The 21,935-nt window shown below is 66.4% G+C and carries 22 protein-coding genes; 11 read left to right on the top strand and 11 right to left on the bottom strand.

Annotated elements, in window-relative coordinates; genetic code table 11:
* Positions 1-21: 21 nt before the first annotated feature.
* The 4 genes from ACFO0G_RS19020 to ACFO0G_RS19005 all read right to left on the bottom strand — a co-directional run bounded on the left by ACFO0G_RS19020 (position 22) and on the right by ACFO0G_RS19005 (position 3,703).
* Positions 22-759 carry a TetR/AcrR family transcriptional regulator gene (locus ACFO0G_RS19020; protein WP_286401166.1) on the bottom strand — a complete coding sequence of 246 codons (738 nt, stop codon included), beginning with the start codon at positions 757-759 and terminating at the stop codon, positions 22-24.
* Positions 760-840: 81 nt separating this feature from the next.
* Positions 841-1,863, bottom strand: coding sequence for an SDR family oxidoreductase (locus ACFO0G_RS19015; protein WP_286401168.1), 1,023 nt, complete (start codon positions 1,861-1,863; stop codon positions 841-843).
* On the bottom strand, positions 1,857-2,828 hold the full coding sequence (locus tag ACFO0G_RS19010) for an aldo/keto reductase (RefSeq protein WP_286401171.1): 972 nt from the start codon (positions 2,826-2,828) through the stop codon (positions 1,857-1,859). Before ACFO0G_RS19010 ends, ACFO0G_RS19015 begins: the two co-directional genes overlap by 7 nt.
* A 53-nt stretch (positions 2,829-2,881) precedes the next feature.
* Positions 2,882-3,703 carry an aldo/keto reductase gene (locus ACFO0G_RS19005; protein WP_286401173.1) on the bottom strand — a complete coding sequence of 274 codons (822 nt, stop codon included), beginning with the start codon at positions 3,701-3,703 and terminating at the stop codon, positions 2,882-2,884.
* 216 nt (positions 3,704-3,919) lie between these two features.
* Here ACFO0G_RS19005 and ACFO0G_RS19000 point away from each other — a divergent pair, with 216 nt between their 5' ends.
* The gene (locus tag ACFO0G_RS19000; RefSeq protein WP_286401175.1) at positions 3,920-4,819 is read left to right on the top strand and encodes a helix-turn-helix domain-containing protein; all 900 of its coding nucleotides are present in this window, start codon (positions 3,920-3,922) and stop codon (positions 4,817-4,819) included.
* Positions 4,820-4,971: 152 nt separating this feature from the next.
* Positions 4,972-5,178: a hypothetical protein gene (locus tag ACFO0G_RS18995; RefSeq protein ID WP_056331347.1), complete on the top strand. Its 207-nt coding sequence runs from the start codon at positions 4,972-4,974 to the stop codon at positions 5,176-5,178.
* A gap of 73 nt (positions 5,179-5,251) precedes the next feature.
* Here ACFO0G_RS18995 and ACFO0G_RS18990 read toward each other — a convergent pair whose 3' ends face one another.
* Entirely contained in the window at positions 5,252-5,464 is a 213-nt protein-coding gene (locus ACFO0G_RS18990; RefSeq protein ID WP_142131425.1) for a dodecin, read from the bottom strand.
* Between the two features lie 127 nt (positions 5,465-5,591).
* A complete protein-coding gene (locus ACFO0G_RS18985) occupies positions 5,592-6,296 on the bottom strand; it encodes a FadR/GntR family transcriptional regulator (RefSeq protein ID WP_376979535.1) in 705 nt (234 codons plus the stop codon).
* Between the two features lie 171 nt (positions 6,297-6,467).
* On the opposite strand from ACFO0G_RS18985, the gene ACFO0G_RS18980 reads away from it, so the two are divergent.
* The 7 genes from ACFO0G_RS18980 to ACFO0G_RS18950 all read left to right on the top strand — a co-directional run bounded on the left by ACFO0G_RS18980 (position 6,468) and on the right by ACFO0G_RS18950 (position 13,712).
* Complete coding sequence (locus ACFO0G_RS18980; RefSeq protein ID WP_376979533.1) at positions 6,468-7,967, top strand: four-carbon acid sugar kinase family protein; 1,500 nt, start codon at positions 6,468-6,470, stop codon at positions 7,965-7,967.
* Between the two features lie 81 nt (positions 7,968-8,048).
* Positions 8,049-8,948, top strand: coding sequence for an NAD(P)-dependent oxidoreductase (locus ACFO0G_RS18975; protein ID WP_376979531.1), 900 nt, complete (start codon positions 8,049-8,051; stop codon positions 8,946-8,948).
* A gap of 184 nt (positions 8,949-9,132) precedes the next feature.
* The gene (locus tag ACFO0G_RS18970; RefSeq protein ID WP_286401186.1) at positions 9,133-10,599 is read left to right on the top strand and encodes a GntP family transporter; all 1,467 of its coding nucleotides are present in this window, start codon (positions 9,133-9,135) and stop codon (positions 10,597-10,599) included.
* Positions 10,599-11,450: a class II fructose-bisphosphate aldolase gene (locus ACFO0G_RS18965; RefSeq protein ID WP_286401188.1), complete on the top strand. Its 852-nt coding sequence runs from the start codon at positions 10,599-10,601 to the stop codon at positions 11,448-11,450. Before ACFO0G_RS18970 ends, ACFO0G_RS18965 begins: the two co-directional genes overlap by 1 nt.
* A gap of 117 nt (positions 11,451-11,567) precedes the next feature.
* The gene (locus ACFO0G_RS18960) at positions 11,568-11,972 is read left to right on the top strand and encodes a DUF1304 domain-containing protein (protein WP_286401191.1); all 405 of its coding nucleotides are present in this window, start codon (positions 11,568-11,570) and stop codon (positions 11,970-11,972) included.
* An 87-nt stretch (positions 11,973-12,059) separates the two neighbouring features.
* Positions 12,060-13,367, top strand: coding sequence for an acyltransferase family protein (locus tag ACFO0G_RS18955; RefSeq protein WP_376979528.1), 1,308 nt, complete (start codon positions 12,060-12,062; stop codon positions 13,365-13,367).
* Between the two features lie 15 nt (positions 13,368-13,382).
* Positions 13,383-13,712, top strand: a complete 330-nt coding sequence (locus ACFO0G_RS18950; RefSeq protein ID WP_286401196.1) for a GNAT family N-acetyltransferase — start codon at positions 13,383-13,385, stop codon at positions 13,710-13,712.
* Positions 13,713-13,885: 173 nt separating this feature from the next.
* Here the strand turns inward: ACFO0G_RS18950 and ACFO0G_RS18945 are convergent, their stop codons facing one another.
* Both ACFO0G_RS18945 and ACFO0G_RS18940 read right to left on the bottom strand, forming a co-directional pair.
* Positions 13,886-14,209: a hypothetical protein gene (locus ACFO0G_RS18945; protein WP_376979526.1), complete on the bottom strand. Its 324-nt coding sequence runs from the start codon at positions 14,207-14,209 to the stop codon at positions 13,886-13,888.
* 136 nt (positions 14,210-14,345) lie between these two features.
* The gene (locus ACFO0G_RS18940; RefSeq protein WP_376979524.1) at positions 14,346-14,687 is read right to left on the bottom strand and encodes a hypothetical protein; all 342 of its coding nucleotides are present in this window, start codon (positions 14,685-14,687) and stop codon (positions 14,346-14,348) included.
* A gap of 176 nt (positions 14,688-14,863) precedes the next feature.
* Here ACFO0G_RS18940 and ACFO0G_RS18935 point away from each other — a divergent pair, with 176 nt between their 5' ends.
* The gene (locus ACFO0G_RS18935) at positions 14,864-15,637 is read left to right on the top strand and encodes an SDR family NAD(P)-dependent oxidoreductase (RefSeq protein ID WP_376979522.1); all 774 of its coding nucleotides are present in this window, start codon (positions 14,864-14,866) and stop codon (positions 15,635-15,637) included.
* On the opposite strand, the gene ACFO0G_RS18930 is transcribed toward ACFO0G_RS18935, so the two are convergent.
* Together ACFO0G_RS18930 and ACFO0G_RS18925 are read right to left on the bottom strand one after the other, a co-directional pair.
* Complete coding sequence (locus ACFO0G_RS18930) at positions 15,605-16,711, bottom strand: FUSC family protein (RefSeq protein WP_376979520.1); 1,107 nt, start codon at positions 16,709-16,711, stop codon at positions 15,605-15,607. The two genes, ACFO0G_RS18935 and ACFO0G_RS18930, sit on opposite strands and share 33 nt — an antisense overlap.
* A 203-nt stretch (positions 16,712-16,914) precedes the next feature.
* Positions 16,915-18,504, bottom strand: coding sequence for an MFS transporter (locus ACFO0G_RS18925; protein ID WP_286401211.1), 1,590 nt, complete (start codon positions 18,502-18,504; stop codon positions 16,915-16,917).
* A 433-nt stretch (positions 18,505-18,937) separates the two neighbouring features.
* Here ACFO0G_RS18925 and ACFO0G_RS18920 point away from each other — a divergent pair, with 433 nt between their 5' ends.
* The gene (locus ACFO0G_RS18920) at positions 18,938-19,195 is read left to right on the top strand and encodes a hypothetical protein (protein ID WP_286401213.1); all 258 of its coding nucleotides are present in this window, start codon (positions 18,938-18,940) and stop codon (positions 19,193-19,195) included.
* A 145-nt stretch (positions 19,196-19,340) separates the two neighbouring features.
* On the opposite strand, the gene ACFO0G_RS18915 is transcribed toward ACFO0G_RS18920, so the two are convergent.
* Positions 19,341-21,914 carry an ATP-dependent DNA ligase gene (locus ACFO0G_RS18915; protein WP_376979518.1) on the bottom strand — a complete coding sequence of 858 codons (2,574 nt, stop codon included), beginning with the start codon at positions 21,912-21,914 and terminating at the stop codon, positions 19,341-19,343.
* Positions 21,915-21,935 lie beyond the last annotated feature (21 nt).

Below are 21,935 nucleotides of genomic sequence, written 5' to 3'. Positions count from 1 at the left end.
GTTCCAAAAGTGGGCGGCTGGCTAGGAATGTTCCCAGGGGAGGGCGTCCCTGACCGCCTGGGCGATGGCTTCCCGGTCGGCGGTGCCGGGAAGGACGGTCACGACGACGGTCGGGGCCGGTTGGGAGGGGGCTGGGGAACCGAGGAGCGCAGGCCGGAACGTTTCCGCCAGGGACTGGAGCTCGGCGGCCAGGGCGGCTGCCCTTTTCCGATCTGCCGCAGCGGTGTCCCCGGCCTTGGGTGTGGTGCGCAGCCACTGGCGGAGGAAGGCGTTGTGCACGGCCACCACGGCCGCGGCGAAGGCGACGGCCTTGTACTCGTGCCGGCCCTTTCCGGGCAGCGTGTCATTGAGGAACTGGAGGAATGCCCGCTCGTACCGGTGGGAGGTGACCAGCTCCCGGTCGCGGAGGGCCGGGACTGCCTGCAGGAGTCCGTACCGGGCGCGGGACGTTGCCGGGTTCCGCAGGTGGTGCTCAAAGACCAGCATGGCGGCGTCCGCAACGGCGGCGGGCGGCTCAAGCCTTGATTCGGACAGCCGGTCATTGACCTGGCGCAGGATCCGCTCATGGTCTGCAAAGACCACGTCCTCCTTGGACCCGAACCTGCGGAAGAACGTGCTGCGGCTCATTCCCGAGGCCTCGGCGAGCTCCTCGACGGACGTTGCATCGAAGCCCTGCTTCGCCAGGAGTCCGATGGCTGCCGCGACAGGCCCGTCGGCGGGATGCCCGTCGTCGGGCTGGCTGGTAGGGGGCGAAGTCATGCGCCGAAATGTAGCACAGCCGCCCCTGCGCAACTGCCCTGCCTCCGGACGGAGGCAGGGCAGTTGACGGTGGACGTGGGCTCAGGCTCCCTGGCGTGCCCAGCCGGTCAGCTTGTCGGAGAGCTGCATGTAGGCCTCGTTCACCTGCTGCAGTTCCGGGTGGCTGTCGTACCACTGAACGATCTCCCGGGCGCCGTCCGCGAAAGGGATGGTGGCCGTGAAGTCCGGGACCAGCGATTTGATCTTGGCGTTGTCAAAGACCACCGAGTGGGAGCGGTCGCCCAGGAGGTTGGAACCCAGTTCCTCGTCATGGGCGGCGATGGTTTCGGACGCCACATGCACCAGTTCCGGTTCCCGGACCCCTGCTGCCCGGGCGAACAGCTGGTAGATCTGGTTCCAGGGCAGGTACTCATCCGAGGTGATGGTGTAGCTCTCACCCACCGCCTGCGGCCTTCCGAGCAGTCCGACGAAAGCCTTGGCGAAGTCCTTGCTGTGCGTAAGGGTCCACAAGGAGGTACCGTCACCGTGGACCATGACCGGAAGGCCGTTGCGCATGCGGTGGATGTCCGTCCAGCCGCCCACCATGGCGATCTTGGTGCGGTCGTAGGTGTGCGACGGCCGGATAACCGTCAGGGGAAAGTCATCCTCCCGGTAGGCCCGGAAGAGCAGTTCCTCGCACGCGATCTTGTTCCGGGAGTACTGCCAGAAGGGGTTCTTCAACGGCGTTGACTCGCGGATGGGCAGCCGCGTGGGCGGCTTCTGGTACGCGGAGGCGGAGCTGATGAAGACGTACTGCCCGGTCCGCTTCCGGAACAACTCCATGCTGGTTTGCGCCTGGTCCGGGGTGTAGGAGATGAAGTCCGCGACGGCGTCGAACTCCCTGTTGCCCAGCGCCTCCCGCACGGCTGCTGCATCCCGAACGTCGGCGTGCAGCACCTCCGTGCCCTCCGGGATGGGCCGGGTGGACTGGCCACGGTTCAGGATGGTGAGCCGGTGGCCCAGCGCGACGGCGCGTTCTGCCGCCGCCGCGCTGATGACCCCGGTGCCGCCGATGAAGAGGATGTTCCGTTGCGCCACGGTATCGGCCCCAAGCGGGGTTACCACGCGTAGTCTTCCGGTGCCGTGCGGTGCCCCGGGAAGATGTCGTCCAAGCGCTTGAGGGCGTCTTCGTCGAGCGAGACGTCCAGGGCGCGGATGGCGGCATCCAGCTGTTCCTGGGTGCGGGGGCCCACGATCGGAGCGGTTACCGCGGGTTGGTGCAGGAGCCACGCCAGGGCGACATCGCCGGGTTCGTGGCCCAGCTCGTCCGCAAAGTCCTCGTACTGGCGGATCTGGTCCTGGTGCTTCTTCAGCGTTTCGGCGGCCCGTCCTTCGGTGCGCCGCACGCCCTCGCGTTCCTTCTTCAGCACGCCGCCCAGCAGCCCGCCCTGCAGCGGTGACCAGGGGATCAGGCCCAGGCCGTACTGCTGCGCTGCCGGGATGACCTCAAGTTCGAGCTCGCGGCGGAACAGGTTGTAGATGGACTGCTCGCTGACCAGGCCCGTGTAGTTCCGGCGGCGGGCGGCTTCCTGGGCCTGGGCAATATGCCAGCCGGCAAAGTTGCTGCTGCCCGAGTACAGGATCTTCCCCTGCTGCACGGCAACCTCGATGGCCTGCCAGATTTCGTCCCACGGGGTGTCGCGGTCGATGTGGTGGAACTGGTACACATCGATGTAGTCGGTCTGCAGGCGCTTAAGGCTTGCATCGAGGGCCCTGCGGATGTTCAGCGCGGACAGCTTTGACTCGTTCGGCCGGTCCGTCATGGTGCCATAGAGCTTGGTGGCCAGGACGGTGTGCTCGCGGCGCTCGCCACCCTTCGCAAACCAGCGCCCGATGATTTCCTCGGTCCAGCCGCGGTGGTCCACGCCACCGTACACGTTGGCAGTGTCGAAGAAGTTGATGCCGGCCTCGTGGGCGGAGTCCATGATGCTGTGGGCGTCCGCTTCCTCCGTTTGCGGCCCAAAATTCATGGTGCCCAGGCAGAGGCGGGAAACTTTCAGGCCGGAGCGGCCCAGATGGGTGTACTGCATGGAATTTCCTTTCGATGGGGGAGCCTGCAGGGAATGGTTGAACCTGCCGGTCCCTACATCTGGGTAAAGGAGGCGACGGCGGGATCGGAACCAATGCGGGCACCGGACTCCAGTGCCGTGATGGCGGCCAGTTCGTCCTGGGACAGCGTCAGGGACGACGCCCCGAAGTTCTCGCGGATGCGGTCAGGATTGGCCGACTTGGGAATGACGATGTTTCCGTTGGCAAGGTGCCATGCCAGCACCACCTGCGCGGTGCTGGCGTTGTGCGCAGCGGCGATTTCGGTGACGGCGTTTCCGTTGAGGTCCCCGCCCTGTCCCAGCGGGCTGTATGCCTCGACGGCAATGCCCAGGCCGCGGCACTTGGCGGCCAGGTCTGCCTGCTGGTAGCTGGGGTGCAGTTCGATCTGGTTGACGGCCGGGACGGTTTCCGCGGACTCCAGCAGGGTGTCCAGGTGGTCCGAGAGGAAGTTGGAGACGCCGATGGCGCGGATTTCCTTGTTCTCGTACAGCCGCTCCATCTCCTTCCATGCCTGGACGAACAGCCCCTGCGACGGGACGGGCCAGTGGATGAGGTAGAGGTCGACGAAGTCGAGGCCAAGGGCCTTGCGGCTGTTCTGGAATGCCTCCTGGGCCCTGCCCTGCTCGCCGTTGCGGAGCTTGGTGGTCACGAAGATTTCCTCGCGGGCGATGCCGGTGGCGGCCAGTGCTGCCCCCACTCCTGCCTCGTTGCGGTAGGCCGCAGCGGTGTCGATGTGGCGGTAGCCCGCTTCCAGGGCGTCCTCTACTGTCCGCTGCGTGTCTTCCGGCGGGACCTGGAAAACGCCGAAGCCAAGCTGCGGGATGGTGACGCCATTGTTGAGTGTCAGCTCTGACATGGGTGTGCTCCTTCTATGGGAGGTATGGCTGGAAGATGAGGTGCTGAACGGTGCCGGCTGCTCGACAAGTGAGAAAGCGGTTTCCACCGGCTCACTCCTGAGCCTATGCACTTTCGGCCACCAAGTCAGCAGGCAAAGCTGTTCCTGTTTTTCCTAGGACTGCCAGTCCTACCTTCGTTGTAGAGCGTGGCACCCAACGCAGGCAGAATGGTCTGCATGGGTCAAAGCGCCGAGTTCGGAAAATTCCTCAAAGCCATGCGGTCCCGGTTGAGCCCGGAAGTCGCCGGGACAGGGCCCAGCACGGGCGCCCGCAGGGTTCCCGGCCTGCGGCGGGAGGAAGTGGCACGGCTGGCCGGTGTCAGTACCGATTACTACGTGCGGCTGGAGCAGGGCCGCAACATCCACCCGTCCCGCACCGTCCTGGACGCTGTGGCCCGGGCGCTGCGGCTGGACAGCAGCGAGCACGCGCACATGCTGGACCTGCTCGAAAACTGCGCCAGCGCTCCCCGGGATCCCGGTGCCAGTGCAGCCCAAGGCGTCCGGCCGGCACTGCGCCAGCTGCTTGACGCCGTGGGGGAAGTGCCCGCCCTCGTGTTGGGCCGGCGCAACGACGTCCTTGCCGGCAACAGGATGGCATTCCTGCTCTTCACCGACTTTCCGGCGCTGCCGCCCGCGGAGCGGAACCTCACCCGCTGGACCATTCTTGACCCCGCCGCCCGGGAACTCTTCAGGGATTGGAAGACGGTGGCGGCCGAAGCCGCCGGATCGCTCCGCCTGGATGTGGGCCGGCACCCCAACGATCCCCAGGCGAACCACCTGGTGGGCGAGTTGGCGGTCCACAGTGAACACTTCCGCCAGTGGTGGGCCGGGCACCGGGTGGCAACCCGCGCGGCCGGAACCGTCCGGCTGCATCACCCCGCCGTGGGGGACCTGGAACTGAACTTTGAAAACCTCGCCCTGCCGGAGGACCCCGACCAGACGCTCCGGGTGTATTCCGCGCGGCCGGGATCGCCGTCGTCGGACGCCCTGGCCTTGCTGGGCAGCCTCGGAGCGGGTCAGGGGACTGGCGCTGAGCGGGACGCAGCCGCCGTGGCGGAAAGCGGCGACCTGGGCTGACCTGCCCCTTAATGGGTGTGAGCCACTGTACATTCGTCCAGCGGAAGGGGTGGATTCTGGCCAGCCGCCCATTGGTCCGGCGCGCGCCCTTTCCTAGGGTGGGGAGTACTGCTTCTCTGCCCGCTTTTTGTCACCCCAGGATGGTCTCAACGATGAAACGCATCGCCCTGTTGAAGGAACGCCAGGCATCCGCCGGCGCCGCTTCCACCGCCACCGGTTCGCACTGCCCCGCCTCAGGTCTATGGAGCCCGGACCTTGATCCCCATACGGTCCTGTCCTTCTTCGAGGGCCACGTTTTCCCCGCGTTCGACGGCGTCCCAACGGTATGGCGGCGGCGCAGTCCGGGCACGGCAAACTAGGACAGCTGTAAAAGCAAAACCGGCCCGCAGTCAACACCTCCAGGAAGTGTCGGCTGTGGCCGGTTGCTTTCGATCAGTGCTCTTCCAGGCGGAAGCCGATCTTGATGGTGACCTGCCAGTCCGCGACCTTGCCGTCCTCCAGGTGGCCGCGGACCTCCTTGACCTCGAACCAGTCCAGGTTCCGCAGGGTCTGGGACGCCTTGGCAATACCGTTGCGGACGGCGTCATCCACGCCCTCGGTGGAGGTGCCGACAATTTCAGAAATGCTGTACGTGTGGTTGGACAACTTCGCTCCTCGTGATCGTCGATGCTCCCGGTTGCGGGCCGTCCCTGAAGCCTAGTAGGACTGCTGGAGCGTTGAACAGGGCCAACGGCAATTAGGGGAGCCGCTTCCCATGACCAGGGGGGAGGGGTTACTTGGTTTCCAGCACCAGGTGCTTCAGGTCATCGAGGGTCTGCTGCATGTGGGCGGCCATGGCCTCCCGGGACCGGACTGAGTCGCGCGACTGCAGGGCTTCGGCAATGTTTTGGTGATGACCGATGGCGTGTTCCTGGATTTCAGGAACGGCGGAGGTCTCGGTCCTGCGGTTTTCCAGGACCCGGTGCAGCGGCTCAAACAGGACCGACACGAAGACGTTGCCGGAGGCGTGCAGGATGACGTCGTGGAAGGCGAGGTCTGCTTCCACGAACGCGGCGACGTCATTGATGCTGTGGGCCGCCTTCATCGCCGAAATGTAGTTGAAGAGGGAGGTGATTTCTTCTTCCGCGATCCGTCCGGCGGCAAGCTCGCAGGCTCCCGTTTCCAGCATCCTGCGCAACTCGATGAGCTGGATGGAGGCATCGGCGTCGTTCTTGCCCTCGGACGCCGCGCGCAGGACGGCTTCCAGCGAGGCCCAGCGGCTCAGCGGGTTCACGAATGTTCCACGGCCGCGCTCCACGCTCAGGATGCGTTGTGCCTGCAAGGTCTTCATCGCTTCGCGGACCGTCATGCGGCTGACCTCGTGGCGGGCGCTGAGTTCGTGCTCGCCGGGAACGGTGGAACCGGGCGGGAACTCGCCTTCGATGATGCGGTCCAGCAACTCGTCGGCCACAACGCCAACCAGTGACTTCCGTGCCATGCTGCCCCCGATTCCTGCTTCCGGCTTCCGCGGCGGATATGTCAGACAAGTGTACTTGCGCGTCCGTATGCCGTGTGCCACACTAACATTCAAATGCAAGATGTCAGACATCTTACAGTTACCTTTACACCTGGATCCGCCAAACCGGATCGTTACACAACGGAGTGCACTGTGACGCATGAAGCAGACGTTCTGGCCGCTTACCCGGCAGACCTCGAGATCCCCGCTGGGCTGGTAGCCGGCACGCTTGCCGCTTCCAACGCGGAGGTTCCCCGCGTCCTGGTAGTGCTCGACGACGATCCCACCGGCACGCAGTCAGTGGCAGACCTGCCCGTGCTCACCCGCTGGGAGGTCCAGGACTTCGCCTGGGCCTTTGGCCAGGGCAAGCCAGCCGTTTACGTCCTGACCAACACCCGCAGCCTGGATCCGGCAGAAGCGGCGGCCCGCAATGAGGAAGTAGTCCGCAATGCGCTGGCCGCGGCAGGAGACCCGGAGAACGCCGATTCCACCGCCGCTCCCAGCCTGCGGCTCGGATTCGTCAGCCGCAGTGACTCCACCCTCCGCGGCCACTACCCATTGGAACCGGACGTCATCTCGGCGACGGTCGCCGAGGTCAGCGGGGAGAAGACCCACGGCGTTGTGCTGGTTCCAGCGTTCCCGGACGCCGGACGGGTCACCATCGGGGGAGTCCACTACATGCGCGACGCTGAAGGCACCCTGGTCCCGGTCTCCGAAACCGAGTTCGCCAAGGACGCATCCTTCGGCTTCAGCACCTCCGTCATGGCCGACTACATCGCAGAGAAATCCCAGGGCCGGTTCCCCGCGGACTCCGTGATCGTCCTGGACCTGAACATCATCCGCGCCGGTGCCTCCGCGCAGGACCCCGCCATTTCCGCCAAGGCCATCGCCGACGCCATCGAGCCCGCAACAGACTCCACCCCGATCGTGGCCGACATCGTCACCGAGAACGACCTCCGCGCCCTGGCCCTGGGCCTGGAAGAAGCCGAACGCCGCGGCAAGAAGCTCCTGTACCGCGTTGGCCCGCCGTTCGTCCGCGGCCGCATCGGCCAGGAAGTCCGCGCAGCATTGACCGGGGAAGAGGCTTACGAGGGCAACACCCCGTCGGAAGCCGGCGGCCTCATCGTGGTGGGCTCGCACGTTGGCCTCACCACGCGCCAGCTCAACGTCCTCACCGCGGAACACAGCTCCGCGCGCATCATCGAGATCGACGTCGAGAAGCTCCTTGGTGCTGAAACGGACGCCAAGGCCCACCTGGACCAGACCGTTGCCGCCGTCGTCGATGCCTTGCACGCAGGGGACGTCATCGTCCACACCAGCCGCCTGCTCATCAAAACCGATGACCCCGCCGAAAGCCTGCGGATCGCGCGGACCGTCTCGGCCGCCGTCGTGGACGTTGTCAACCGGACCCTGAAGACGTTCCCGCCGCGGTTCGTCATCGCCAAGGGCGGCATCACGTCCTCGGACGTGGCAGCCCACGGCCTGGAAATCCGCCACGCCATCGTCCGCGGCCCCATGCTGCCGGGCATCGTCTCCCTCTGGGAACCGGTGGACGGACCTGCCAAGGGCATTCCGTACATCGTCTTCGCCGGCAACGTGGGCGACGACGACTCCCTGGCCCAGGTCACCCGCAAGCTCAGCACCACGTTCTAGTCCCCACCGGCTCCCAACCCCCGCAGGCTCGGGCCGGGGCCCTCGCCGGCGTGGGCCCAGCAAATTTCAAGGAGAAACACCATGACCAGCAACTACACCGTCACCGTCCTGGGCCTCGGCGCCATGGGCCTCCCCATGGCCACCCGCCTGGCCACCCAGCTGACCGTCCACGGTTTCGACATCGCCGAGGCCCGCCTCAGGCTCGCTGAAGAAGCCGGCATCACCACCTTCACCACGGCCCGCGACGCCGCCAAGGGTGCCAACGCGGTACTCCTGGCAGTCCGCAACGGTGAGCAGCTCAACGACGTCCTCTTCGGCGAAAACGGCGTGGCCTCCGTGCTGGAGCCGGGCGCCGTCGTCATCCTCGGCAGCACGGTGGGCACTGACGCCATCCCCGCCACCGTGGCCAAACTGGCCGAATACGGCGTGGACCTGGTGGACGCCCCGCTGTCCGGCGGCCCCAAGCGCGCCGGCGAAGGCGACCTGCTGATCGTCGTCGGCGCTTCCCCCGAAGCCCGCGAAAAAGCTGCGCCGGCCCTGGACCTGCTCGCCTCCACCCTCACCGTTGTGGGCGACAACCCCGGCGACGGCCAGGCCCTGAAGACCGTCAACCAACTGCTGTGCGGCGTCCACATCGCCGCCGCCGCCGAAGCCCTGGCCCTGGCCGACGCGCTGGGGCTTGACCAGGCCAAGACCTTGGCCGCCCTGGAAGCGGGTGCTGCCGGCTCCTTCATGCTCTCCAACCGCGGCCCCCGCATCCTGGAGGCCTACAACGAGGAAGGCGCCGAGGTCCTCTCCCGCCTGGACATCTTCGTGAAGGACATGGGCATCGTAGGCAAGGCCGCACGCGCCGCCGGCCTGGCAGCCCCTGTTGCCGCCGCCGCTGAGCAGCTCTACCTGCTGGGCCAGGCCCAGGGCCTCGCCGCCGCCGATGATTCCGCGGTCATCAAGGTGGTCGCCCCCGCCAAGCGCACCAAGTAAGCCAGCGCACCAAACAAGCCACCCTCCTGCCCTTGCGGCAAAAAGGTTCGACGACGGCGGTCCCCCCTCCGCCGTCGTCGTACCTCCCAGCGTTGCCGGCGCAGTCCCGCAACCTTCGTTCCACCCTCACCATTCCCTGCTGCCGCCTGCCCTCAGGCCGGCACGTTATAGGAGACACCTCCCCGTGAACCACCTGATCAACCCGCTGATACAGCGGGCGGCCGATGCTCCGGCCATCAAGCCTGCCGTCGAGCTGGGCACCCCGCTGCTGCTCACCATCGCAGCGGCAGGCATCGCCATCCTGTTGATGATGATCATCCGCTTCAAGATCCAGGCCTTCGTGGCCCTGCTCACCGTCAGCATCCTGGTGGCCGTGGCAGCAACCATCCCGCTGCAGGACATCTTCACTGTGGTGTCCAGCGGCGTGGGCAGCACCATGGGCAAGGTTGCCATCCTGATCGCGCTCGGCGCAGTCCTGGGCCGCATGATCGAGGTGTCCGGCGGCGTCCAGTCCCTGGCCGACCACTTCACCCGCAAGCTCGGCGCCCGCCGCGTGGCCGTCGCGCTGACTGCCGTCGGCTTCCTGGTGGCCATCCCCGTCTTCTTCGAGGTGGGCATCATCGTGCTGGTGCCCATCGTGTACGCCTTCGCCAAAATCGCCAAGGTCCACCCCGTGAAGTTCGGCCTCCCCATGGCCGGCATCATGCTCTCCATCCACGTGGCAGTTCCGCCGCACCCGGGCATTGTGGCCGGCGCGGGCGTACTCGGCGCCGACATCGGACTCATCGCCCTGATCTCGCTGCTGATCTGCGTGCCGCTGGGCTTCCTGTCCTACTGGGTAGCATCCATCATGAACCGCAAGGACTACGAGCTTCTGCCGGCTGTAAAGACCCAGGTGGAGGAATTCGGCTCCGATTCGCTGGTCAAGGTGGGCCACGACGGCCCCGGCGCCGCCGCCATTGCCCCGCCGCGGCCGGGCCTGATCATCTTCCTGATCGCCGCGCCGATCGTGCAGATCCTGCTCGGTACCGTAGGCACGCTCGTCATCCCCAAGTCCGATCCGCTCTACGGCCTCGCTGCCTTCATCGGCAACCCGTTCCTTGCTTTGCTCGTGGCCGTGGCGCTGTCCTTCTTCCTGCTGGCGGTCCGCCGTGGCTGGTCCTTCAAGGAAACCGGCGAAATTTTCGAGGGCTCCCTGCCGCCCATCGCCTCGATCCTGATGGTGGTGGCCGCCGGCGGCGTGTTCGGCAACGTGCTGCAGGTTTCCGGCATCGGCGGCGCTCTCTCCAAAACGCTGGACACCCTGGGCGTGCCGCTGCTGCTGCTCGGCTTCATCATCTCGCTGGCACTGCGTGCGGCCCAGGGTTCTGCCACCGTGGCCATCGTGACCACCACCGGCCTGCTGTCCGCGGCGGTCAGCGGCGGCGGCTACAGCCCGGCACAGATCGCCGTGATCGTGATCGCCATCGGCTTTGGCGCGCTGGGACTGTCCCACGTGACGGACGCTGGCTTCTGGGTGGTGGTGCGGTACTACGGCCTGACGGTTTCCGACGGCCTGAAGACGTGGACCGTCCTGACCACCATCCTGGGCGTGGCCGGCTTCCTGCTGACCTTCGTCGCCTGGATCCTGGTGGGAGGGCTGGGCGCCTGATGCATACCCGACTGGACCACCTGGTCACCTCCGCCCTGCAGCAGGGTTCCGCAGTGCCCGCCTTCACCTGCTACGACTTCACCACCGCGCTTGCCGTGGTGGGTGCCGCGGAAGAGTCCGGCAGGGGCGTGATCCTGCTGGTGGCACCCAAGACCGCCGCCACTGCGAACGGCCTGAGGCTCATCGCGGCGCTCCGTGGCCTGGCCGATGCCGCTGCCGTGCCCGTCGCGGTGCAGCTTGACCACGCATCCGACCTTCGTGTCATGGCCGACGCCGTCAAGGCAGGGGCGGACTCCGTCCTCGCCGACGGTTCGTCCCTTCCCTACGAGGACAACATTGCGCTGGTCCAGGCGGCCCGTGCCCTGCTGGGTGCCGAGGTGGTGCTCGAGGCCGAGCTCGGCGGCCTGGCAGGGGACGAGGACCGCGCCTTCGGAGCCGACCAGTCCGGTGTCGACGTGGCCGGCCTGACGGACTCCGCGCAGGTGGAGGACTTCGTCTCCCGCACTGGCGCGGAACTGCTGGCCGTCGCCGTGGGCAACGTCCACGGCAAGTACAAGGGCGAGCCGAAGCTGCGCTGGGACGTGCTGCAGGACATCGCGGCGCGGATCCACATTCCGCTGGTGCTGCACGGCGCCTCCGGCATCCCGGCGGAGGAACTGGTGAAGGCCGCGGCCATGAACGTTGGCAAGGTCAACTTCAACACGGAGCTGCGAACCGGCGTGCTGGCCACCCTCCAGGACCAGCTTCCGGCGCACCGTGCCGACGGCGAGAACCTGCAGGGCCTGCTGTCGCTGTGGAACCAGTCGGCGAAGGGCTTTGCGGCCACCACACTGGCCACACTGGCACGGTAGCTAAATCCACCACAAGCGGGAGGCCAGGATCATGCAGCCGGTCCTGGCCTCCTTTTTTGTGCCTTCACCGAATTGCCGGGGAGGGGTGAGGGTTCAGCAGGAGGCTAGGATCGAGCAATGATCCTGGCCTCCCTTCTTTTTGCCTTCCTTGCCGCCGCGCTGCACGTCTTCATTTTCACGATGGAATCGCTCACCTGGACCCGGCCGGCCACTTGGAAGCGCTTCGGGATTGCCTCCCAGTCGGATGCCGAGACCACAAAACCCATGGCCTACAACCAGGGCTTCTATAACCTGTTCCTGGCGGTCGGGGCGATTGTCGGCATCGTACTGGCAGCCGTTGGCGGCCAAGGGTCGGCGCAGTCCGTGGCGGGGTGGACCCTTATCTTCAGTTGCTGCGGGTCCATGCTGCTCGCTGCGGCCGTCCTGGCCCTGACCGGGCGCAAGTACCTCCGCGCCGCCGTAACGCAGGGCGCCACGCCCCTGCTCGCCGTCGTTCTGGGCCTGCTGGCCGTGTTGCAGTAGCGGCGGAAGGGGCCCAAGGTCCTTAACCAGCACAGGCAACGGGGGCACAATAGTGCCGTGGGCAGCCTCGAGCGCTTGTAGGACCCCGTGCGCAACACCGGCAGGCACGGGCCAGATTCTGTGCCGGACACGGCGAACCGTGATCCGGCAATCGACCTTGTCCGCTTCGTCTGCCTGGCGCTGGTGGTGGTGGGGCACTCCATGATGGTCAGCCCCGTCCTTCACCCGGACGGCACCGTGACCACGGAAAATACCCTGGGTGATCAGCACTGGTTCGAGCCGGTCATCTGGATCTTCATGGTCATGCCCCTGTTTTTCGTCACCGGCGGCATCACCGGGCTGCAGTCCTGGCGCCGGCTCAAGGCGGCCGGTGGCACGGCGGCACAGTTCATCCGCGCCCGGCTCCTGCGCCTGGTCCGCCCGGCAACCGCCCTGCTTGCCTCCATGGTTGTGGGATTGTCCGTGGCGGGCGCCTTCGGGGTGGACCGGCAGGTAGTCCAGCTCATGGCTACCGGCGCTGCGATGCCGCTGTGGTTCCTGGCCGCCTATCTGGCGGCGCAGCTGAACATTCCGGTTCTGGCGGCGCTGCATGCCCGCGCCCCCTGGCTGACCTTGGGCTTGCTCGCGGGGCTGGTGGTCGCCGTGGATTGCCTGCGGGGTGCGCTGCCGGACCTTGCCAACGCCAATCTGGTCTTCGTGTGGTGCGCGGTTCAGCAACTGGGGTTCCTGGCCGCCGACGGCTACTTTTCCCGCCTTTCCCGCTCGGGGCTGCTGGGGGTCGCCGTGGCGGCACACCTGCTGCTGGGACTCGTGACCGGGCTGGGGCTGTATCGGGGAAACATGCTGGTCAACCTCAACCCACCCAACCTGACCCTGGTGATCCTGGGCATCGCGCAGTTGGCCGTGATGGAACTGGCGCGGCCGCTCCTGGCTCCGCTGGCGGAAGTGGGCTGGATCAGCCGGCTGCTGAAGCTGGCCGGGGCAAGGTCCCTGACGGTGTACCTGTGGCACCTGCCGCTCCTGGTGGCTATGTCCGGGCTGCTGCTCCTGGCCCCGATCCCCAAACCCGGTTCCGGCACGGCCGCATGGTGGTGGTCGCGGCCCCTGGTGGTCCTTGTGTTGGTCCTCCTGCTCCTGCCGGTGGCGGCTGCCTTTGGGCACCTGGAGGAACGGACGACGGCGATGCGTGCCTTCCGCTGCCGGCCCGCCCAGGCGGGGGCCGCCGTCGTGGTGGTCTTCATCCCCGTGGCGGACGCCGCCCTTAACGGGCTGTCCCTGGGGCTGCTGGCAGCCGGGGCTGCGTGTTTCTCCGTCGCCACGCTTTTGCTGGGAGGTGTCCCCCTGGGTGCGCGCCGGAAGAGGGGGAGAAGGGGCATTGCCAGCGGGGTGAAGTAGTGCCAGTGTCGAACCATGACCGAGAACACCACGTCCGCAGAGGACAAGTTCACCGCCAATGTTTCGCTGCGGCGCAATGACGCGCAGCACCGGTACGAACTCCTGGTGGATGGCCGGCTTGCGGTGCAGGCCTTTTTCCGCGACCTTCCCGGTCACATCGACTTCACCCACACCGAGACAGGGCAGGATTTTGAAGGCCAGGGCCTGGGAAAGGTCCTGGCGCACTTCGCCCTGGACGACGTAGTGGCAACCGGCAAACGCATCATCCCGCACTGCCCCTTCATTTCCGGCTACCTGCGCAAGCACGAGGGCTACGAACAATTCGTCGACTGGCCGGACCGCTGAAAGCTGACCGGCCCCCGACCCGCTCCGGCGTTATTCCCTGGGCATAGCCCCCGGTCTTGGCCGGGCGCGGGTCCAGGTTGACCGCGGGTCCTTGACTGGGGGGCCTTGTCAGCTGGAAAGACCCCCGCCGGCTGATTACCTGGCGGGGGTCTTGAGGGTCAAGCAGGGGCCGGCTAGCTGGCGAGCGCCTGGTCGCTGACCGGCATGGCGGCCCCGGGATCGTCAATCGTGAAGCCGCAGGCGCAGCGGTAGGTGACCACGCTCTCCGGAACGGATCCGGGCCGAAGGGCAACGACGGAGTTTCCGTCAACGTACACGGGCTGCCGGACCGGAAGTTCGTCGTGGTCGACGCGCTGCATAGGCGTGCGGCAATGCATGCGTGAGTTGAGGGTTAACAGCAGCCCTGCGTCTACGGGTACGGTGGCGGTCAAGACATTTCCAGCTGCTTCAGTGCGCTCCCCAAACGCTGCCAACTGGTCTTCCATTGCGGTAGTCATTATGTTCTTCCCTGGGCTTCCTTCACGGAGTGCCAACGTTGGCAGCCCCGCCGCGAACTGCTTGCGGAGGTTCATCTATCCCCATAAGCAAAGCATGCTTACTAAATGTTGCACAAGTTGCTTTTGTGAAAACCGCTCAGCCGCGCCGGCGTTGCCACTGCCAGGCGTGCCAGAAAAGCAGGAAAATCAGGGCCGCAAAACCGGCAAGCACCAGATGCGGCGCGAACGTAAATAATACGAAGTCGATCGAAAATCCGTTGCTAATCGGCCCTATGGCCACCGGACCTCGCAGCAAGGTCCACATGCCCGTGGCAATCAGGCCTGCAGCAAGCAGCCACAGCACCACGATGAAAGGGTTTGGCATCCGCAAGCTCCGGGCAGGCCCAGCCGGCTCAGAGTCCTCCGTTTCAGGCAGCACCGGCTTTCCGTCCCGGTCCACTTCACGGAACCCGAGCGCCGCGGATTGTTGCTGGTCCATGTTTCCCCCTTCACGGCAGCCTGGCCGGCCGCCGGAGGTACCAGCGTAGCTTCCTCGGGCGGGGCCGTCCTGTCACACGCACTCCAACCTGAGTCCCTGGTGCTGCCTCTGCCGAATTCACGCTTGGTGCAGGCAGGACGGTCCCATCCTGCCGCCTTGCTGGCTAGGCTGGCAGCATGACGCCATCCAGCACCCGAACCACAGCACTCGTCACCGGAGCCAGCGCCGGGCTCGGCCACGAATTCGCCAAGCAGCTTGCGGCCCAGGGCAACGACCTGGTCCTGGTGGCACGCAACGCCTCCCGGCTTGCCGAAACGGCGGAGGACTTCCGGCGGCAGTACGGAGTCACTGCTGAGGTGCTTCCCGCTGACCTGACCCAGGACGACGACGTGGCGGCCGTCGTCGAACGCCTTGAGGACGCCACGCGGCCCATAGGGATCCTGGTGAACAACGCAGGGATTGGCCTGCTGCACAACTTTGAGGACAACCACCCAGCGGAGGAGAAAAAGCACCTGAAGCTGCACGCGGAAACGTCCATGCTGCTCACCCACGCAGCGTTGAAGGGCATGCTGGAGCGCGGCGACGGCAGGATCATCAACGTGGCCAGCGTGGCCGCGTTCCTGCCGCGCGGCACTTACTCGGCGGCGAAGGCCTGGCTGGTGAGTTTCAGCCGGTGGGCAAACCTTGCCTACCGCAAGCGCGGCATCAAGGTTACGGCCGTCTGCCCCGGCTTCACCCACACCGAGTTCCACGACCGGATGGGGATGGACAAATCGGTGGCCCCCTCATGGACATGGCTCCGCGCCGAGCGTGTGGTCCGTGAAGGGCTGGCGGACAACGAGCACGGCAAAGCGGTCTCCATCCCGTCCAAGCGCTACAAGGTGGTGGCCGCAGTGGCCAAGGTTGCTCCGGTGCGCCTAATGGCCGGGCCGGCGCGGAAGCCGAAGTAGGGGGATCCGGGTACGGGAACCCGGCCGGCGCACAGTTACCACCACCAGAATCCCCAGCAGTGCGCCCACCAGCGTCTCCACAGCGCGCTCAAGGATCAGGACCCTCGGCTCGATGGGCGAGGCCAACTGGGTCATCAGCAGGATGACAGGGGTGAACCAGACCATCGCCAGGCCATAGTGCCTGGTCATGAACAACTCGGTGGCGAACTGGAAGAGGATCACCAGCAGGGCAAGCACCGCGGCCCGGTGCGCCGGTTCCTGGAGTGCGGGGTAAAGGCCTGCCAGTGCCCAGGGCTCCGGCAGGAGGACGACGGCGGTGACCGCCAGCCCCACGAACGTCCCCACGATGCGGTGGACGCCACGCCGGACGCTGCTGGGCAGGTCTGCGCCGGCGAGCGGCACAGCCGCCGCGGCCATGGCCCAATGCGGATGGCCGGTGCCGCTGATGACACCCGTCGTCCCCGCGGCCCCCACTGCCAGAACATACCGTGCAGCGTGGACCGAGAGTTCGCGGTGCCGTGCCGATGAACGGGACGGCATGCTCCGGGTTGCGCCCGGTTCCCATGCCCGGCTCCGCACCCAGCCGCTGAAGCCGATCAGGATCGAGAACACCGACGATGCGCAGGCGATGGCCATGGCGGCGTACCAGGGGACCACGGTGGGAACGGAAGCGCAGGCGCCGAGGGCAAGAATGCCGAAGAAGGGACCGTTCGGCTTGAGGCGTACCCGGTCAGCGTAGACCGAGCCAACTCCTGCCAGGGTGGCTTCCACGGCCACCAGCCACCACGAGTGGATGTGGTTGATGGACAGCGTTACTCCCACGGCCACGCCGCTGAGCAGCACCAGGGCACCCTGTCCCTGGTGGCGGAGCCGCAGCTGGTGGGGTTCGGACCTGCCGTACATGCCGGTGAGAGCTCCGAACACTGCGTAGATCATGAGGTCGGTTCGGCCCGCAGCCAACAGCAGCAGCGAGGGGACTGCAACGCTGATAGCCACGCGGAGTGCGGCAAGGTGGTCCCCGCTGGCAGGTTCCAGCCGGTGGAGCGCCCGCACCTGCTCCACTACCTGCTTCATGTACCGAACCTGTTCTGTTTTGGTGTGCTGCCTTAGCCCGGAGGCCGTTCGGAACGTATCACTGGCCCTCAGGAGGAGTCACATTCCCGGAGGTCACAATCGGACATGCGTCGGGCACGCAAAGGCCCGCCCCGCGTGCTTCCCCCAAGGAAGCACGCGGGACGGGCCTGCGAGCGTGGGCTACAAGAGCGCCAGGAGCGGAGCTATGCCCCGGCCGGAACCCCGCGGTGCGCCTGGGGGTCGGTGCCATCGTGGGTATCAAACGGCAGCTCGTCCAGGTTGATCAGCGGGTTCTCGTCCTGCGTGGCCACCAGTTCCTTGGCCTCCGCCTCGGTGTCAACGCTGGGCATTGATCCCGGGAGGGGGCGGTTGGCGGATTCCTTCAGGAAGTAGATGGCCACTGCGCCAACGAAGGAGGTTGCCATCAAGTAGTACGCCGGCATCATGTCGTTGCCGGTCGACTTGATCAGCAGCTCCACGATGAACGGGGTGGTTCCACCGAAGATCGCCACCGCGAAGTTGTATGCGATGCCCATGGCGCCGTAGCGGCTGGAGGTGGGGAACTGGGCCGGCAGGGCCGAGGCAAGGTTGGCCACGTAGAAGGTGACCGGGAAGGCAACCAGGGCCAGTCCGGCCAGGGTGGACCAGACGGCGCCGATGCCGATCAGCAGGAACGCCGGCACGGCCAGGACGATGGTGCTTACGGCGCCGATCCAGAGTACCGGGCGGCGGCCGATCCGGTCGGACAGCTTGCCGGTCAGCGGGATGCAGAGGCTCATGACCACCAGTACGGGAATGGTCAGCAGCGTGCCGTGGAGCTCGTCGTAACCCTTTGCGTCGGTCAGGTACGTGGGCATGTAGGACGTCAGGGCGTAACCGGCCGTGTTGGCAGCAGCCACCACAACCATGGCAACGATGATGGGGCGCCAGTAGGCCTTGATAATCCCCACGGGTCCCTTGGCCTGGGCGGTGTCACCGTCGGATGCGTTCTTGGCGTTCTCCTCCTGGGCATCGAGGGTGGCCTGGAACTGCGGCGATTCCTCGATCTTGCTCCGGAAGTACACGGCGATCAGGCCCAGCGGACCGGCGATCAGGAACGGGATGCGCCATCCCCAGTCCTCCATGGTCGCCTGGCCCAGGGTCAGCTGCAGGACCGAAACCAAAGCGGCGCCGATGGCGAAGCCCATGTAGCTGCCGAGGTCCAGGAAGCTGGCAAAGAAGCCGCGGCGCTTGTCAGCGGCATATTCGCTGACGAACGTGGTGGCGCCGGCGTATTCACCGCCTGTGGAGAAACCCTGGATCACCTTGAGGAGCACCAGCAGCGCTGCCGCCCACAGTCCAATCTGGGCGTACCCGGGCAGGAGGCCGACGGCGAACGTGCTGGCCGCCATGATCATCAGCGTGGTGGCCAGGATCTTCTGGCGGCCCACCTTGTCGCCGAGCCAGCCGAAGATGACGCCACCGAGAGGGCGGGCGATGAAGGTCGCAGCGAACGTTCCCAACAGGAACAGGTTTTGCGTTGTGGGATCGGACTCCGGCAGGAATACGGGCCCCATGGTGGTGATGAGGTAGCCGAAGACACCTACGTCGTACCATTCCATCGTGTTGCCCACGATGGTTCCGCCGAGCGCTTTTTTGAGCATCGGCTGGTCAACCACGTTGACGTCTGATTCCTTGAGCCGGCGGCGTGGCAGCAGCCTGGGCTTCTTGGCAGCCGTGGCGGCTGCCGGGTCGGTTCCGCGGGCGTTTGTGGCGCCTGCAAAAGAGTCGGTCCTGCTTCGGTCTGTGGGCATTTGGGCAACTCCTGTGGAGGTCATTTGCTTGCGACTTGTAGCTGCCCCGCTCTGGGCAGGCCTTCAATTTTACGGGATTCCGCTGGCGCGCGTTCGGTTTCATGGCGTAGAGTCCGGCCTTTTGGCATCGAAATGAGCCCGGTTCCGAAATTTTTTGCCCCGGCTTTTCCCGCGCCATCACTGGGAAGCAGGCTGATGAACAGCGCCGTTACCAAAAATTTTCCAAATCGCCCCGTTTACACCCGCCAACTTCCGGGAAACCGGGCGCAAACGTGACGGCAACCACTGTCCTTGAAGGGGGTTCCCAGCAGGGGCAGAGGTGCCTATGGTAGAGCGATGAACACACTTCTTTCCGGGCAGTAAGCCTGCGTGCCCGGGCGCTTTCGCTGGCGTTTCGTCTCAAGGAAAACGAGGGAAGAAGGGAAGAACCAAAATGGGTGAAGAATCCCACCAGTTCCACATCAAGCCTGAGGTGGCAGACCACCTGGCTGCGGCAATGGATGCTCCAGTGGCACCCGGCCCTGCAGCGATCGGCGGTGTTCCGCTGGCGCAGCAAAGCGGGTGGCCTGACGGGTACGGTAAGCGCCGGCATCCGAAGGACAACGCTTCCGGCCATGGCCGCTTTGGCCACGAAGCAGCCGTGACGGCGGTCCACCGCACCGGCAGGCCGCAGATGCCGCACTCCTCGTAGCCGGGGGGAGCGTGCGCCTCGCGGCACGCGCATTCAAAATCGACACTGAAATTACCTGGCGCCCCCGGAATATGGGCGCGCCGGGTAATTTGCGCGTCGCGGACCCGTGGGCGCGTCGAAAACCGCCGCTCCCGCCGGACTTGCCTCAGCCTTCCCGGACAACGTCCGCCGGGTCCTTGTCCACGCGCCAGCCCCGCCACCGTGGGTGCCGGAGCCTGCCCGGCCCGGTCCATTCGCTGTACGTTACTTCGCCCACCAGTTCCGGTGCCACCCAGTGCGCGTCGGCAGAATCGGGGCGGGGGACCTCGTGGAACGGCGAGCTTTTCCGGCCCAGCCGCTCCACCGTTTGCCGCAGCTCCGTGAGTTCACGGGTGCTGAAGCCGGAGCCGACGCGGCCCACGTACTGCAGCTTGTCGCCGTCGGGAATCCCCACCAGCAGTGATCCGACGGTCTCCTGGCGGCCGCCCTTGCCCGGACGCCAGCCGCCCACCACCACTTCCTGGGTCTGTTCCGTCTTGAGTTTGATCCATGTCCGGGTCCGCTGGCCGCTGACGTAGCGGCTGTCGGTCCGCTTGGCCATGATGCCTTCAAGCCCAAGCTCCTGCGCGCTGGCCATGAGGAGTTCAACGGACTCCGCCAGCACCATGGACAGGTCCACAGGGCAGTCGGACGGCTCGAAAAACTCCTCGAGCCGTTGCCGCCGTTTGCTGAGCGACAGGCGCCGGAGGTCCTTCCCGTCGTCGAACAGGAGGTCGAACAGCATCAGCTGGACCGGGATGGTGGTGCGGGCTTTGGCGACGTCGGCGGCCCGGGTGAGCTTCATACGGCCCTGCAGGAGGCCAAAGTCAGGCCGTCCGCCGGGCCCGACGGCGATGATCTCACCGTCCGCCACGAAGGGCTGCTCCGGCCAGCAGCCCCGGTCCGTGAACTCGGGGTAGGTGCGGCTGACATCGTTGCCGTTGCGCGAGAAGATGCGCACCCTTTCCCTGTCGGCCACCAGGATGGCCCGGACGCCGTCCCATTTGAGTTCGTATTGCCACGAGCTGCCCTGCAGGTCAACCGTGGTGCCGGACGTGGCCATCATGGGCTGGTATTCCAGCGGGTCCGCAACGGTGCCGGTGGCAGGCTCTGCCGGCACTTGAGGCGTGGCTTCCTGCTCCGGCGCCGCACCGCCGTCGTCCTCTTCGGGATCGTCCGGTTCCTCGTCCGGCTCCCCGGCCGGCTCGTCAGCCGGTGCCGCTGAAGCGGATTGAACCTGTCCCGCCGGAGCCGCAGGCCGCCGTCGTCCGCCTGGCTGCTCCTGGTCCATCAGGTGGATGAGCCATTGCCCCTCGGCATCTTTCCCCCGGCCCCGTCCGGTGTGGATCAGCGCAATCTTCTTGGTGCCGCCCAGCCCGCCGTCCTCGGCGCCGGTCAGCGTGACGATGACCTCCCGGCCGTTGATCCACTTGTGCAGTTCATAGGTGCCGGTGTCCCAAATGGTCATGACGCCCGCGCCATACTCGCCCTTGGGGATGGTCCCGTGGAAGGTGAGGTAGTCCATGGGGTGGTCCTCGGTCTGGACAGCCAGGTGGTTCTTGCCGCCGGACTCCGGAACGCCCTTGGGCAGTGCCCAGGATGCCAGGACACCCTCATGTTCCAGCCGGAGGTCCCAGTGCAGCCGGCTGGCGTGGTGCTCCTGGATGACAAAGCTGTTGCCGCCCGCGGGGAGGCCCGCGAACGGCTCGGGCGTGGCCCTGGGATCGCGCATGGAGCGGTACTTGCCCAGGCGGGGATCGGCGTCGTTCGCTTCCTCGTGGTCGTCCGCCGCGCTTGGTGCCCCGCCACCTGCGGCGCTGACGACGGCGGCAAACGGGTCCTTCCCGTCCCGCACCCTCCGCAGCACCTCCTGGTAGTCGAGGTGCTTCAGGTTGGGCGAGTCGATCTCCCGCCACGTCCGCGGTGCAGCCACCAGGGGGGTGGGCCGGCCACGCAACGAGTAGGGGACGATGGTGGTTTTCGCCGCATTGTTCTGGCTCCAGTCCACCAGCACCTTGCCTTTGCGCAGCGACTTCTTCATGTCGCTGACGGCGAGGTCCGGGTGGTCGGCCTCGAGTGCGCGCGCCAGCTCCCGGGCGAACGCGGAAATCTGTTCGGAGGTCTGGCTCCCGTCCAGTGCGGCGTAGAGGTGGATGCCCTTGCTGCCGCTGGTCACCGGCACCGGGTCCAGGCCCACGTCCTGCAGGATGGCGCGGGCCAGGAGGGCCACCTCACGGCACTCCTGCAGGCCGGCTCCGTCGCCCGGGTCCAGGTCCAGCACCAGCCGGTCCGGATTCAGTTGGTTGCCGTGCGAGTCCACCCGCCACTGCGGCACGTGGACCTCAAGTGAGTTGATCTGGCCAAACCAGGTCAGGGTTGCGGCGTCATTCACCAGGGGATAGTGGATGGTCCGGTCCTTGTGCGTGATCGCCGCCCGCGGCAGCCATCCCGGGGCCGAATCCTCCAGCTCCTTTTGGAAAAACACTTCCCCGGGCTTGTCCGCCGTGCCCACACCGTTAACCCACCGCTTGCGGGTGGCCGGGCGGTTGGCTGCCGCAGGAACCAGGACGTGGGCCACTGCGGCGTAGTAGGCCAGCACGTCCGCCTTGGTGGTGCCGGTCTCCGGATAGATGATTTTGTCCAGGTTGGTGAGGGTCAGTTCCCGCCCCGCCACCCGGACACGCTCCCTGCTACCGGCCACAGGGCTTCACCTCCGGCCCGC

It is taken from the genome of Arthrobacter sedimenti, assembly GCF_042652025.1.
Classification (GTDB): Bacteria; Actinomycetota; Actinomycetes; order Actinomycetales; family Micrococcaceae; genus Arthrobacter; species Arthrobacter sedimenti.
Note: the sequence above shows the minus strand (reverse complement) of the source record. Positions and strands in the feature narration are given on the sequence as shown.